Consider the following 14,798-nt stretch of genomic DNA (forward strand, 5'->3'; position numbering starts at 1 on the left):
ACAATTAAGCCGTATCGTGCGCAATTTTTCAGAATCGCAAGGTTCTAAGTACAAAACAAGCATATAAGGAAAAGATAGAATGGCTAAGGGGCAATCTTTACAAGATCCGTTCCTGAACGCATTGCGTCGGGAGCGTGTTCCAGTTTCTATTTATTTGGTGAATGGTATTAAGCTGCAAGGTCAGATTGAGTCTTTCGATCAGTTCGTGATCCTGTTGAAAAACACGGTCAGCCAGATGGTCTATAAGCACGCGATTTCTACTGTTGTTCCGTCCCGTCCGGTATCTCATCACAGCAATAACGCTGGCGGCGGCACTGGCAGTAACTACCATCATGGCAGCAACGCGCAGGGTTCATCTGCTCCTGCGCAGGACAGCGAAGAAACCGAATAAGGTTTTGGGCTGTTTTCCACACGGGGAGCCAGGGATCCTGCGTTCCCCGCTGATCTTTTTAGAGAGGTTTACGCTTGTTTGACCGTTATGACGCCGGTGAGCAGGCGGTGCTGGTACACATCTATTTTTCGCAAGACAAAGATATGGAAGACCTCCAGGAGTTTGAATCTCTGGTCTCTTCCGCCGGTGTCGAAGCAATGCAGGTGATTACCGGTAGCCGTAAAGCGCCGCACCCGAAGTACTTTGTTGGTGAAGGTAAAGCAGTTGAAATTGCGGATGCCGTAAAAGCAACCGGCGCATCAGTCGTGCTGTTTGATCATGCGCTGTCTCCGGCTCAGGAACGTAACCTGGAAGCTCTCTGCGAATGTCGTGTTATCGATCGCACGGGGTTGATCTTAGATATTTTTGCTCAGCGTGCGCGTACCCACGAGGGTAAGTTGCAGGTTGAGCTGGCGCAGTTGCGCCATCTGGCGACGCGTCTGGTGCGTGGCTGGACACACCTTGAAAGACAAAAAGGCGGGATTGGTTTACGTGGCCCGGGTGAAACCCAGCTCGAAACCGACCGTCGTTTGCTGCGTGGCCGTATAACCCAGATCCTTTCTCGTCTGGAGCGTGTTGAGAAACAGCGCGAACAGGGGCGTCGGGCGCGAACCAAAGCCGACATCCCAACGGTGTCGCTGGTGGGCTATACCAACGCCGGTAAATCCACCCTGTTTAACCATATAACCGAGGCCCAGGTGTATGCCGCAGACCAGCTGTTTGCGACCCTGGACCCTACGCTGCGCCGTATTGACGTCGCAGACGTCGGTGAAACGGTACTGGCGGATACCGTAGGGTTTATCCGCCATCTGCCGCACGATCTGGTGGCGGCGTTTAAAGCGACGTTGCAGGAGACGCGTCAGGCGACCCTGCTGCTGCACGTGATTGATGCGGCTGACGTACGCGTGCAGGAGAACATCGACGCGGTGAATGTGGTGCTCGAAGAGATTGACGCCCACGAAATTCCCACTTTGTTGGTGATGAACAAGATCGATATGCTGGACGATTTCGAACCGCGTATTGACCGAGATGAAGAGAACAAACCAATTCGGGTCTGGCTATCTGCTCAGGCCGGGATTGGTGTGCCACTGCTTTTCCAGGCTTTGACAGAACGTCTTTCCGGTGAGGTAGCTCAGCACACGCTGCGACTGCCGCCACAGGAAGGCAGGCTGCGTAGCCGGTTTTATCAGCTTCAGGCGATAGAAAAAGAGTGGATGGAGGATGACGGCAGCGTGGGGATGCAGGTGCGTATGCCGATCGTTGACTGGCGTCGCCTCTGTAAACAAGAACCTGCGCTGGCGGACTATATCGTCTGATCAGAAAGGGGAAGCCTGAAAAATTCGCCCTTGCATAACAAATATGGAGCATATACATGGCGTGGAATCAGCCCGGTAATAACGGACAAGACCGCGACCCGTGGGGAAGCAGCAATAATCAAGGCGGCAACTCTGGGGGAAATGGCAACAAAGGTGGTCGCGAGCAGGGGCCGCCGGATCTGGATGATATCTTCCGCAAACTGAGCAAAAAGCTTGGTGGCCTTGGCGGAGGAAAAGGTTCTGGCTCGGGTGGCAACTCCACTCAGAGTCCGCGCCCGCCTATGGGTGGCCGCGTAGTAAGTATTGTGGCCGCGGCGGTAGTCATCATCTGGGCAGCCAGCGGGTTCTACACCATTAAAGAAGCAGAGCGCGGCGTGGTAACCCGTTTCGGTAAGTTCAGCCATCTGGTTGAGCCGGGCCTGAACTGGAAACCGACCTTCATTGATAACGTGACCGCAGTGAACGTGGAGTCCGTCCGTGAACTGGCGGCGTCTGGCGTGATGTTGACCTCTGACGAAAACGTGGTGCGCGTTGAGATGAACGTCCAGTACCGCGTGACCGATCCTGAGCGTTATCTGTTTAGCGTGACCAGCGCGGATGACAGCCTGCGTCAGGCGACCGACAGCGCCCTGCGTGGCGTGATCGGTAAATACACCATGGACCGTATCCTGACCGAAGGTCGTACCGTTATTCGTAGCGATACCCAGCGCGAGCTGGAAGAGACCATCCGTCCGTACAACATGGGTATCACCCTGCTGGACGTCAACTTCCAGGCTGCACGTCCGCCGGAAGAGGTGAAAGCGGCGTTTGACGATGCGATTGCCGCGCGTGAAAACGAACAGCAGTACATCCGTGAAGCGGAAGCGTATACCAACGAAGTTCAGCCGCGTGCAAACGGTCAGGCGCAGCGTATTCTGGAAGAAGCGCGCGCGTATAAGACCCAGACCATCCTGGAAGCACAGGGTGAAGTGGCTCGCTTCGCGAAGATCCTGCCGGAATATAAAGCCGCGCCGGAAATTACCCGTGAGCGTCTCTATATCGAGACCATGGAAAAAGTGCTGAGCCATACGCGTAAAGTGCTGGTTAACGACAACAAAGGCGGAAACCTGATGGTCCTGCCGCTGGATCAGATGCTTAAAGGCGGTTCTGCACCGGCAGCAAAAGACAACAGCGGAGCCAACAACCTGCTGCGTCTGCCGCCAGCCTCGTCTGGCAGCTCCAGCGCGAACACAACGCCTTCTTCGAACGATGGTGACATTATGGACCAACGCCGTGCTAACGCGCAGCGTAACGACTACCAGCGTCAGGGGGAATAAGGATGCGTAAGTCAGTTATTGCGATCATCATCATCGCACTGGTCGTGCTCTACACCTCCATCTTTGTGGTGAAAGAGGGCGAACGTGGGATCAAGTTCCAGTTTAGCAGCGTCGTGCGTGACGGCGACAAGCGTCCGGTGATCTACGAGCCGGGTCTGCACTTCAAGGTGCCTTTCATTCAGTCAGTCAAAACGCTCGACGCACGTATCCAGACCATGGATAACCAGGCCGACCGTTTCGTGACTAAAGAGAAGAAAGACCTGATCGTTGATTCCTACATCAAATGGCGTATCAGCGACTTCAGCCGCTACTTCCTGGCAACCGGCGGTGGTGATGTTTCTCAGGCAGAAGTGCTGCTGAAACGTAAGTTCTCTGACCGTCTGCGTTCTGAAATTGGTCGTCTGGATGTAAAAGACATCGTGACCGACTCCCGTGGTCGTCTGACCCTGGAAGTGCGTGATGCGTTGAACTCAGGTACAGCGGGTACCGAAGACGAAGTGGAAACACCGGCAGCGGATGACGCGATTGCCAAAGCGGCTGAACGCGTTCAGGCTGAAACCAACGGTAAAGTACCGGTGATCAACCCGAACAGTATGGCTGCACTGGGTATCGAAGTGGTTGACGTGCGTATCAAGCAGATCAACCTGCCAGCGGAGGTGTCCGAGGCGATCTACAACCGTATGCGCGCCGAGCGTGAAGCGGTAGCCCGTCGTCACCGTTCACAGGGTCAGGAAGAGGCCGAGAAACTGCGTGCCGCAGCGGACTACGAAGTGACCAAGACGCTGGCGGAATCTGAGCGTCAGGGCCGTATCCTGCGTGGTGAAGGCGATGCCGAAGCCGCGAAGCTGTTTGCCGATGCCTTCAGCCAGGATCCCGACTTCTACGCCTTTATCCGTAGCCTGCGTGCTTACGAGAATAGCTTCCAGAGCAACCAGGATGTGATGGTACTCAGCCCGGACAGCGATTTCTTCCGTTATATGAAGACGCCGACTAACGCAACGCGATAAACTCAGGCTCGTTTGAGTATTCAAACCACCGCTCTTCACGGAGCGGTGGTTTTCTTTTATAAGGATGAAAAATGAATTCAACGATCTGGCTCGCACTGGCTTTAGTTTTGGTGCTGGAAGGCCTCGGCCCGATGCTCTATCCACGCGCATGGCGACGGATGATCGCGACAATGAGCCAACTTCCGGACAATATTTTGCGTCGTTTTGGTGGTGGACTTGTGGTTGCCGGTATCGTTATCTACTACATGTTGAGGAAAACGATTGGCTGATCAAAAACTAACCGCAATCGGCATATTTTAGGGTCAAAAAGTGCTGTATATCTGAAAAAGCGATGGTAGAATCCATTTTTAAGCAAACGGTGATTTTGAAAAAAATGGGTAACAACGTCGTCGTACTGGGCACCCAATGGGGTGACGAAGGTAAAGGGAAGATTGTCGATCTTCTGACTGAACGGGCTAAATATGTTGTACGCTACCAGGGCGGTCACAACGCAGGCCATACTCTCGTAATCAACGGTGAAAAAACCGTCCTCCATCTTATTCCATCAGGCATTCTTCGCGAAAACGTCACCAGCATCATCGGTAACGGCGTTGTGCTGTCTCCAGCTGCGCTGATGAAAGAGATGAAAGGTCTGGAAGACCGTGGTATCCCTGTTCGTGAGCGTCTGCTGCTCTCCGAAGCCTGCCCGCTGATCCTGGACTATCATGTGGCGCTGGACGTGGCGCGTGAAAAAGCGCGTGGCGCGAAAGCGATCGGCACTACCGGTCGTGGCATCGGCCCGGCATACGAAGATAAAGTGGCTCGTCGCGGTCTGCGCGTGGGCGACCTCTTCGACAAAGCGACCTTCGCTGAAAAACTGAAAGAAGTGATGGAATATCACAACTTCCAGCTGGTGAATTTCTATAAAGCCGAAGCCGTTGACTACCAGAAAGTGCTGGATGACGTCATGGCGATTGCTGACATTCTGACCGGCATGGTTGTTGATGTGTCCGATCTGCTGGACCAGGCGCGCAAGCGTGGCGATTTCGTCATGTTTGAAGGTGCGCAGGGTACCCTGCTGGACATCGACCACGGTACCTATCCGTATGTAACGTCCTCTAACACCACCGCGGGTGGCGTGGCAACCGGCTCCGGCCTGGGCCCACGTTATGTGGATTACGTTCTGGGCATCATCAAAGCGTACTCCACTCGCGTGGGTGCAGGTCCATTCCCGACCGAGCTGTTTGATGAAACCGGCGAGTTCCTCTGCAAGCAGGGTAACGAGTTTGGCGCAACCACCGGTCGTCGTCGTCGTACCGGCTGGCTGGACGCCGTTGCCGTGCGTCGTGCTGTGCAGATCAACTCCCTGTCTGGCTTCTGCCTGACCAAGCTGGACGTACTGGACGGCCTGAAAGAAGTGAAAATCTGCGTGGGCTACCGTCTGCCAGATGGTCGCGAAGTGACTACCACTCCGCTGGCCGCTGACGACTGGGAAGGCATTGAGCCAATCTACGAAACCATGCCGGGCTGGTCTGAGACCACCTTCGGTGTGAAAGAACGTAGTGGCCTGCCAAAAGCTGCGCTGGACTACATTAAGCGTATTGAAGAACTGACCGAAGTGCCGATCGATATTATTTCTACCGGCCCGGATCGTACTGAAACGATGATCCTGCGCGACCCGTTCGACGCATAATCTTCGTGACTGCTGGCCTGCGGGGAAACCCGTAGGCCGGATAAGCGCAGCGCCATCCGGCGACCGCTCCTGGATCTCCGCTTTTTCGCCCCGTCTGTCAAATAAATTAGCCGCTAACTATCTGGCTGGTTTATCATCATTAATGAATATCTCTGCGGTTTGACCGCGTTTTCCCTTTTTCCTGAGGTTGATGTGCAGTTAACAAGTTTCACCGATTACGGCTTACGCGCGCTGATTTACATGGCGTCGTTACCCGATGGGAAGATGACCAGCATCTCTGAAGTCACAGAGGTGTACGGTGTGTCCCGTAATCATATGGTCAAAATAATCAATCAACTTAGTCGTGCCGGATACGTTGCTGCCGTCCGCGGGAAGAATGGAGGGATCCGTCTCGGTAAACCGGCACAGAGTATCCGTATCGGCGATGTGGTACGTGAACTGGAGCCGCTATCTCTGGTGAACTGTAGCAGTGCGTTTTGCCACATTACGCCCGCTTGCCGCCTGAAACAGGCGCTTTCAAAGGCCGTGCAAAGTTTTCTCAAGGAACTGGATAACTACACGCTGGCCGATTTGGTTGAAGAGAATCAACCGCTTTATAAATTATTGCTGGTGGAATGAAGAAAATTTCCACCGGAGCTGACAACGGAGGAACCGACATGTCACAAGATCCTTTCCAGGAACGCGAAGCCGAAAAATACGCGAATCCTATCCCCAGCCGCGAGTTCATCATTGAACACTTAACAAAACGCGAAAAACCCGCCAATCGTGAAGAACTTGCCGTTGAATTAAACATTGAGGGTGAAGAGCAAATTGAAGCCCTTCGCCGCCGCCTGCGCGCCATGGAGCGCGACGGCCAGCTGGTCTTTACTCGTCGCCAGTGCTACGCGCTGCCAGAACGCCTCGATCTGCTGAAAGGCACCGTTATTGGTCATCGCGATGGCTTCGGCTTCCTGCGCGTGGAAGGCCGTAAAGACGACCTGTACCTCTCATCCGAACAGATGAAGATGTGTATTCACGGCGACCAGATCCTGGCGCAGCCGCTGGGTGCAGATCGTAAAGGCCGCCGCGAAGCGCGCGTGGTCCGCGTGCTGGTGCCGAAAACCAGCCAGATTGTAGGCCGTTACTTTACCGATGCGGGCGTAGGCTTTGTGGTGCCGGACGACAGCCGTCTGAGCTTCGACATTCTCATCCCGCCTGAAGAGGTGATGGGCGCACGCATGGGCTTTGTGGTAGTGGTTGAACTTACCCAGCGCCCGACCCGCCGTACCAAAGCGGTAGGTAAAATCGTCGAAGTGCTGGGCGATAACATGGGCACCGGCATGGCCGTTGATATGGCGCTGCGCACCCATGAAATTCCTTACGTCTGGCCGAAAGCGGTTGAAGACCAGATCGAAAACCTGCGTGAAGAAGTGCCGGAAGAGTCCAAAGCAGGCCGCGTGGATCTGCGCGATCTGCCGCTGGTCACCATTGATGGTGAAGACGCCCGTGACTTCGATGATGCCGTGTACTGTGAGAAAAAACGCGGTGGTGGCTGGCGTCTGTGGGTGGCTATCGCGGATGTGAGTTATTACGTACGTCCACACACGCCGCTGGATAACGAAGCGCGCAGCCGCGGTACGTCGGTCTACTTCCCGTCGCAGGTTGTACCGATGCTGCCAGAAGTGCTCTCGAACGGCCTGTGTTCCCTCAACCCGCAGGTGGACCGCCTGTGTATGGTCTGCGAAATGACCATCTCCAGCAAGGGACGTCTGACGGGCTATAAGTTCTACGAAGCGGTGATGAGTTCTCATGCGCGCCTGACCTATACCAAGGTCTGGCATATGTTGCAGGGCGATCAGGATCTTCGCGAACAGTACGCGCCGCTGGTCAAACACATCGAAGAGCTGCACAACCTCTACAAAACGCTGGATCAGGCGCGCGAAGAGCGCGGTGGGATCTCGTTTGAGAGTGAAGAGGCGAAATTCATCTTTAACGCTGAGCGTCGTATCGAGCGAATCGAGCAGACTCAGCGTAACGATGCGCACAAGCTGATTGAAGAGTGTATGATCCTGGCGAACATCTCGGCGGCACGTTTCGTTGAGAAAGCCAAAGAGCCTGCTCTGTTCCGTATTCACGATAAGCCAACCACGGAAGCCGTAACCTCGTTCCGTTCCGTGCTGGCCGAACTCGGCCTGGAACTGCCTGGCGGCAATAAGCCTGAGCCACGCGATTATGCCGAGCTGCTGGAATCCATCAGCGATCGTCCTGACGCGGAAATGCTGCAAACCATGCTGCTGCGTTCCATGAAGCAGGCGATTTACGATCCGGAAAACCGAGGCCACTTTGGTCTGGCGTTACAGTCGTATGCGCACTTTACCTCGCCGATTCGCCGTTATCCGGATCTGTCCCTGCACCGTGCGATCAAGTATCTGCTGGCGCACGAGCAAGGTCACAAAGGCAATACGACCGAAACCGGAGGGTATCACTACTCCATGGAAGAGATGCTGCAACTGGGCCAGCACTGTTCCATGACCGAGCGTCGTGCGGATGAAGCAACGCGCGACGTGGCGGACTGGCTGAAGTGTGACTTTATGCTGGATCAGGTGGGTAACGTCTTTAAAGGTGTGATTGCCAGCGTCACCGGCTTTGGCTTCTTCGTACGTCTGGATGAGCTGTTTATCGACGGTCTGGTGCACGTTTCCAGCCTTGATAACGATTACTACCGCTTCGACCAGGTCGGACAACGTCTGATCGGTGAATCCGGCGGTCAGACCTACCGTCTGGGCGATCGGGTGGAAGTGAAGGTAGAAGCCGTGAATATGGACGACCGTAAAATCGACTTCAGCCTCATCTCCAGCGAACGGGCTCCGCGTAACGTCGGGAAAACCGAGCGTGAGAAAGCGAAAAAAGGTGGCAACGGTAAAGCGGGCGGCAAGCGACGTCAGGCAGGTAAAAGAGTAAACTTTGAGCCAGACAGCGCCTTCCGTGGCGAGAAGCAGCAGAAGCCCAAGGCGGCGAAAAAAGACGCTCGTAAAGCGAAAAAACCGTCGACCAAGACCCAAAAAATAGCGGCCGCAACCAAAGCGAAGCGCGCGGCGAAGAAACAGCAGGCGGAGTAATTTCCCCTCACCCTGACCCTCTCCCCAACGGGGAGAGGGACAATATTTATTACGAGAACCATCAATGAGTGAAATGATTTACGGCATCCACGCGGTGCAGGCCCTGCTGGAGCGCGCGCCGGAGCGTTTTCAGGAAGTTTTTATTCTGAAAGGGCGTGAAGACAAACGTCTGATGCCGCTGATCCACGCGCTGGAAGCGCAGGGCGTCGTGATCCAGCTGGCGAACCGTCAGTATCTGGATGAGAAAAGCGAAGGTGCTGTACACCAGGGCATTATCGCGCGCGTGAAGCCGGGCCGTCAGTATCAGGAGAACGATCTGCCGGATCTGATCGCTGAGCTGGATAACCCGTTCTTCCTGATCCTCGATGGCGTAACCGACCCGCACAACCTGGGCGCGTGCCTGCGTAGCGCCGATGCAGCAGGCGTGCATGCGGTGATTGTGCCAAGAGATCGTTCCGCGCAGCTTAACGCTACCGCTAAAAAAGTGGCCTGCGGCGCGGCGGAAAACGTTCCGCTGATCCGCGTGACTAACCTGGCGCGCACCATGCGTCTGTTGCAGGAAGAAAATATCTGGATCGTCGGCACGGCCGGTGAAGCGGATCACACCCTGTATCAGAGCAAAATGACCGGCCGTATGGCGCTGGTGATGGGGGCAGAAGGTGAAGGCATGCGTCGCCTGACCCGCGAGCACTGCGATGAGCTGATCAGCATCCCGATGGCGGGCAGCGTATCGTCCCTGAACGTTTCTGTTGCGACGGGTATCTGCCTGTTTGAAGCGGTGCGTCAGCGCGGGTAGCCTGTTGTGCCGGGTGGCGGCTTCGCCTTACCCGGCCTACAAAAGCATGGTACCGTAGGCCCGGTAAGCGCAGCGCCACCGGGCAACAATCTCACTCCTCTAACGACCGCAAATGGTCATCCTTTCTCAGCGTCATCAGCGCGAAAATACTCACCACCGCCGTTGCCATCACGTAGTACGCCGGAATATCCAGATTGCCCGTCTCTTTAATCAGCCCGGTAATGATCAGCCCCGCACAGCCCGAGAAGATCGCATTCGACAGAGAATAGGCCAGCCCCAGCCCGGTATAACGCACGCGCGTCGGGAACATCTCAGACAGCATTGCCGGCCCCGGCCCTGCCAGCATCCCAACCAGACCTCCCGCAATCAGCACTACAATCGCTTTGACAGCCAGCGTGCTGGACTCCGCCTGCAAAATTTTCAGCAGCGGCAGGGCGAGGATCAGCAGGAGCACGGTGGCGATAATCATCACCGTCCGCCGCCCGATCCTGTCGCTCAGCATGCCCGACGGAATGATCGTGAACGCAAACCCAATGTTAGAAATCACCGCAATCAGCAGCGCCTGGTTAAAACCGGTGTGCAGCGCAGATTGCAGATAGGTCGGCATAATCACCAGATAGGTATAACCCGCCGCAGACCAGACCATCACGCGACCAATGCCCATCAGAATGGTTTTGAACGTGGCGGCGGTGCTGGCCTGAGTAACAACCGGTTTTTCCCGTTGCTGCACAAAGCTCGGTGTTTCTTCCATGCTTACCCGCAACCATAGCGCGACCGCACCCATCGGCAACGCCAGGAAGAACGGAATGCGCCAGCCCCAGTCGTGCAAGGCTTCAGGGGAGAGAAGGGTAGAGAGCAACGCGACAATGCCTGCGCCTGCTAACAGCCCGAGCGCCACGGTGAAGGACTGCCATGCCCCGTAAAGACCGCGCTTGCCGCGCGGGGCGAACTCCGTCATCAACGAGACCGCGCCGCCATACTCACCGCCCGCGAACAGTCCTTGCAGAATACGCAGGAGTGTAACGATCAGCGGCGCGGCAATCCCGATACTGGCGTAGACCGGCACAATACCGATGGCAGCGGTGGCGAGCGTCATCAATACCAGCACAATAATCAGCGTCGGTTTACGGCCAATCCTGTCGCCAATGCGGCCAAAGACCACCGCACCCAGCGGGCGGAAGAAGAAAGCGATGGCGAATGAGGCCCAGGTGAGGATCAGGCTGGTGAGCTCCGCTTCCCCCTCAAGCTGGAAGAAGTTTCTGGCAATCACCGTTGCCAGAAAACCATAGACCGCAAATTCATACCACTCGATGAAATTACCGATGGAGCCTGCAATTAATGCACGCTTGTGCGCATCCTGTTGCATAACGATCCTCACAAAAACGGGGTAAGAATAAATTATTCAGCATTAGTGAAGTAATGAAATAGTTTATTCTTATGTTCTGTGAGCTATTTCACGAATGATATCAACATGATCGTCATCGTGTGACCCCCCTCCCATGCAGCGTGCATGCCCTCTGTCCATACTTATCTTTATTGCCAATGAAAGGAGGGAGACAGCATGCACTGGCAGACACATACCGTTTTTAATCAACCTGCACCGCTATCGAACAGCAACCTTTTTCTCTCTGATTGCGCCCTGCGCGATGCGGTAGCGCGCGAAGGGGCTGAGTGGGATGTGGATCTTCTTGCCAGCATCGGCCAGCAGTTGGGTACGGCAGAGTCGCTGGAGCTGGGCAGACTGGCGAACGTTAATCCGCCGGAGCTGCTGCGTTATGACGCCACGGGAGCGAGGCTGGATGACGTCCGCTTTCATCCGGCATGGCATCTTCTGATGCAGGGGCTTTGCGCCAACCGGGTGCACAACCTGGCGTGGGAGGAGGAGGCGCGGAAAGGATCGTTCGTCGCCAGGGCCGCGCGTTTCGTACTTCATGCTCAGGTGGAGGCGGGAACGCTTTGCCCGGTGACCATGACCTTTGCGGCCACGCCGCTGTTGCAACAGTCGCTGCCCAAACCGTTTCATGAGTGGTTAACGCCGCTGATGAGCGATCGCTACGACCCCCATCTTGCGCCGGGGGCGCAAAAGCGCGGCCTGCTGATCGGCATGGGGATGACGGAAAAGCAGGGCGGTTCGGACGTACTCAGTAATACTACCAAAGCAGAGAAATGCAGCGATGGCAGTTACCGGCTGGTGGGGCACAAATGGTTTTTCTCCGTGCCGCAGAGCGATGCGCATCTGGTGCTGGCGCAGGCGAAGGGCGGGTTGTCCTGCTTTTTTGTCCCGCGTTTCTTACCCGACGGGCAACGTAATGCCGTGCGCCTTGAGCGTCTGAAGGACAAGCTCGGCAACCGCTCAAATGCCAGCAGTGAGGCTGAATTTCTTGATGCTTCCGGCTGGCTGCTGGGCGAAGAGGGGGAAGGCGTCCGGCAAATTCTGAAGATGGGCGGGCTGACGCGCTTTGACTGCGCGCTGGGCAGTCACGGACTGATGCGCCGTGCGCTCTCGGTGGCGCTTTATCATGCCCATCAGCGGCAGACCTTCGGCAAAAATCTGATCGACCAGCCGTTAATGCGCGACGTGCTAAGCCGTATGGCGCTGGTGCTGGAGGGACACACGGCACTGCTGTTCCGACTTGCCCGGGCGTGGGACAACCGCAACGACCCGCAGGAAGCCGCATGGGCGCGGCTTTTCACTCCGGCGGCAAAATACAGCGTCTGCAAAGCGGGTATACCGTTTGTGGCAGAGGCAATGGAGGTGCTGGGCGGTGCAGGCTATTGCGAAGAGAGTGAGCTTCCGCGGTTGTACCGTGAAATGCCCGTCAACAGCATCTGGGAAGGCTCTGGCAATATTATGTGCCTGGATGTACTGCGCGTGCTGGCGAAGCAGCCGGGCATTCTCGACCTGCTCGCCGATGATTTCGCGCAGGTCAAAGGTCAGGACAGGCACTTCGATCGCAGCTGGCGTCAGCTACAGCAGAAGCTGCGGAAACCGCAGGAAGCGCAGGGCAGGGAGATCGCGCAGCAGCTCTTTTTACTCGGGGCCGGAAGTCAAATACTGCGGCACGCATCGCCGCCCGTGGCGCAGGCGTGGTGCCGCATGATGCTGGATACCCGGGGCGGCACGCTGATGAGCGAGCAGGTGCAAAACGACCTGCTGCTGCGCGCCACGGGCCGGGTCGGTTAAGCCTTCAGCTGGAACAGGCTCACCAGCCGGGTGAGATGTGAACCCTTCTCGCGCAGCGTCTGTGCTGTCTGCTCGCTGCGTGAGATGCGATCGGCATTGATGTGCGATGCCTCACCGATGTGCGTCATCGCCAGATTCACCTGTCCAATTCCCGCCGACTGCTCGCGGGAGGCGTGGTTGATCTCGGTGACAAGCTGGCTGATGTTATCGATATGAACAATGATGGCATCCATCGCCAGACGCGTCTGCTCAGACAGCGCATGGCCTTCGCTCACCTTGTTCAGCGTATCCCCAATCAGCTGTTCAATCTCTTTTACCGCGTTGGCGCTGCGTGCGGCCAGGGCGCGTACCTCTTGTGCCACCACTGCGAAACCTTTCCCGTGCTCGCCCGCCCGCGCCGCTTCAACCGCCGCATTGAGCGCCAGGATATTGGTCTGGAAAGCGATGGACTCAATCACGCGGGTGATGTCTTCAATGCGTTTCGATGCATCGCGAATATCATCCATGGTGGAGACTGCGTGGGTCACCGTCTCTCCACCCTGATGCACCGCGCGCGAGGTTTCACCCACCAGCTGCTGCGTTTGCTCCATGTTGGCGGCATTTTGCTGCACGGTGGCGGCTAATTGCTCCATGCTGGCGGAGGTCTCCTCAACGCTGCTGGCCTGCTTGTTGATCTGTTCAGAGATCTCGCCGGTGTCTGAAGCCAGCGCGTTAGTCCCCAGATGGATCTCGCTTGCGGCCTCGCGGACCTGCAACACAATTTTTTGCAGGCCTTCCCCGATCCCGTTGATGGCGTCAATCAGCTGGCCGACTTCATCCTGGCGGGTAACCGGCAGGCTGGCGCGCAGATCGCCTGCGGCATACTGCCGGGCAAGCGCGATCACCTCGCGCAGTGGGCGGGTTAGCATCCGGCGAATGAGGATAACGAACAGGCCCGCGAAGAGAGCGGATAGCACCACGCCCGCCATCAGGAAGCGATCGCGCAGTGTGGTGACGCTTGAAAGCAGTACGGCTTTATCCACTTCACCCACGATGGTCCAGTTCCAGCCCGGCAGCGGCGTGTAGGCAACTTTGAGCGTACGGCCATCCGCGCTCACGTGTTCCAGCGTGCCGGCTTTATCACTCAGAAGCTGCTGCTGTGTTGCCGTGTCCCAGTTAGGCAGTTTGCCCTCTTCGCTGGCATGGAACAGATACTGTCCGCGCGTTTTGCCGCTGCTGCGATCCAGTACAAAGAAGTGGCCGCTCTCGCCCAGACGACGGTTAAGGATTTTCTCGCGCATGACGTTCCACGAATGGGTGATGTCCACGCCGACAAAGATAATCCCGATAACCTGGCCTTCCGCATTCTTAACAGGCTGGTACTGCGTGATATAGCGCTTGCCGAACAGCAGCGCGAGGCCACGATAGACCTCCCCTTTAGTGACGGCGGCAAATGCCGGGCTGGTGGTATCAAGAACGGTTCCGATCGCGCGGTCACCATTCTCTTTGCGCAGCGACGTCGCCACGCGGACAAAATCGTTACCGCTGCGGACAAACAGCGTCGAGATGGCTCCTGTTCGGCTCAGGAAGTCATCAGAAAGCGTATTGTTTTCATGCAGCTCCGTTTCGCCGCCTTTCAGCAAAGGAACGGTAAGCCCATTTATGGTCCGGCTCTGGCTGCTGTCGCTGTTTAATGGCTGTGGCAAAAAGGTGGTGAACAGACGGGTATAGCTTTCAACCTCTTCGCTCAGGCTGGTGTTGAACATCTCTACCATATCCACCATGCCAGTGGACTGGTTATGCAGGTCTTCAACCGCAAGATCTTCAAGCTGCTGGCTGGCGTTGTGGCTCAACAGGAAAGTGAACAGCAAAAAAAGCGTAGCGACACTTACACCTGTTAGCAGCGATAGCTTCGTGCCCAGTCCTGCCCGGCGGAAAAAGGTGATCATAAATTGCTCATTATTGAAAAGTGATGGCTGTTCAACGGCAGAGCGGAGAGA

Annotated in this window: 12 protein-coding genes; 10 read left to right on the forward strand and 2 right to left on the reverse strand. The window is 56.3% G+C overall.

The window, feature by feature from the left end:
• Window positions 1–79 precede the first annotated feature (79 nt).
• The 9 genes from hfq (at window position 80) to rlmB (ending at window position 9,635) form a co-directional block, all read left to right on the forward strand.
• Window positions 80–391 (forward strand): RNA chaperone Hfq, encoded by a 312-nt coding sequence (hfq, locus tag ACOTXC_RS13720; RefSeq protein WP_006810391.1) that lies wholly within the window; start codon window positions 80–82, stop codon window positions 389–391.
• Between the two features lie 74 nt (window positions 392–465).
• The gene (gene hflX, locus ACOTXC_RS13725) at window positions 466–1,746 is read left to right on the forward strand and encodes a ribosome rescue GTPase HflX (protein WP_421767759.1); all 1,281 of its coding nucleotides are present in this window, start codon (window positions 466–468) and stop codon (window positions 1,744–1,746) included.
• 56 nt (window positions 1,747–1,802) lie between these two features.
• On the forward strand, window positions 1,803–3,062 hold the full coding sequence (hflK, locus tag ACOTXC_RS13730; protein ID WP_022646820.1) for an FtsH protease activity modulator HflK: 1,260 nt from the start codon (window positions 1,803–1,805) through the stop codon (window positions 3,060–3,062).
• Window positions 3,063–3,064: 2 nt separating this feature from the next.
• Complete coding sequence (gene hflC, locus ACOTXC_RS13735; protein WP_022646821.1) at window positions 3,065–4,069, forward strand: protease modulator HflC; 1,005 nt, start codon at window positions 3,065–3,067, stop codon at window positions 4,067–4,069.
• 71 nt (window positions 4,070–4,140) lie between these two features.
• Window positions 4,141–4,338, forward strand: coding sequence for a DUF2065 domain-containing protein (locus tag ACOTXC_RS13740; protein WP_003855996.1), 198 nt, complete (start codon window positions 4,141–4,143; stop codon window positions 4,336–4,338).
• Window positions 4,339–4,442: 104 nt separating this feature from the next.
• Window positions 4,443–5,741 carry an adenylosuccinate synthase gene (locus ACOTXC_RS13745; protein WP_032621775.1) on the forward strand — a complete coding sequence of 433 codons (1,299 nt, stop codon included), beginning with the start codon at window positions 4,443–4,445 and terminating at the stop codon, window positions 5,739–5,741.
• Window positions 5,742–5,933: 192 nt separating this feature from the next.
• The gene (nsrR, locus tag ACOTXC_RS13750; RefSeq protein WP_003855998.1) at window positions 5,934–6,359 is read left to right on the forward strand and encodes a nitric oxide-sensing transcriptional repressor NsrR; all 426 of its coding nucleotides are present in this window, start codon (window positions 5,934–5,936) and stop codon (window positions 6,357–6,359) included.
• A gap of 38 nt (window positions 6,360–6,397) precedes the next feature.
• Window positions 6,398–8,839, forward strand: coding sequence for a ribonuclease R (rnr, locus tag ACOTXC_RS13755; RefSeq protein WP_023299135.1), 2,442 nt, complete (start codon window positions 6,398–6,400; stop codon window positions 8,837–8,839).
• A gap of 64 nt (window positions 8,840–8,903) precedes the next feature.
• A complete protein-coding gene (gene rlmB / locus ACOTXC_RS13760) occupies window positions 8,904–9,635 on the forward strand; it encodes a 23S rRNA (guanosine(2251)-2'-O)-methyltransferase RlmB (RefSeq protein WP_003856001.1) in 732 nt (243 codons plus the stop codon).
• 91 nt (window positions 9,636–9,726) lie between these two features.
• Here the strand turns inward: rlmB and ACOTXC_RS13765 are convergent, their stop codons facing one another.
• Window positions 9,727–11,001, reverse strand: coding sequence for an MFS transporter (locus ACOTXC_RS13765; protein WP_193129894.1), 1,275 nt, complete (start codon window positions 10,999–11,001; stop codon window positions 9,727–9,729).
• A gap of 195 nt (window positions 11,002–11,196) precedes the next feature.
• Here ACOTXC_RS13765 and ACOTXC_RS13770 point away from each other — a divergent pair, with 195 nt between their 5' ends.
• Entirely contained in the window at window positions 11,197–12,819 is a 1,623-nt protein-coding gene (locus tag ACOTXC_RS13770) for an isovaleryl-CoA dehydrogenase (protein WP_063853095.1), read from the forward strand.
• On the opposite strand, the gene ACOTXC_RS13775 is transcribed toward ACOTXC_RS13770, so the two are convergent.
• Window positions 12,816–14,747 carry a methyl-accepting chemotaxis protein gene (locus tag ACOTXC_RS13775; RefSeq protein ID WP_421767760.1) on the reverse strand — a complete coding sequence of 644 codons (1,932 nt, stop codon included), beginning with the start codon at window positions 14,745–14,747 and terminating at the stop codon, window positions 12,816–12,818. The two genes, ACOTXC_RS13770 and ACOTXC_RS13775, sit on opposite strands and share 4 nt — an antisense overlap.
• Window positions 14,748–14,798 lie beyond the last annotated feature (51 nt).

Origin of the sequence: Enterobacter cloacae complex sp. IR5428, assembly GCF_049238585.1 — a bacterium.
GTDB classification, from domain to species: domain Bacteria; phylum Pseudomonadota; class Gammaproteobacteria; order Enterobacterales; family Enterobacteriaceae; genus Enterobacter; species Enterobacter intestinihominis.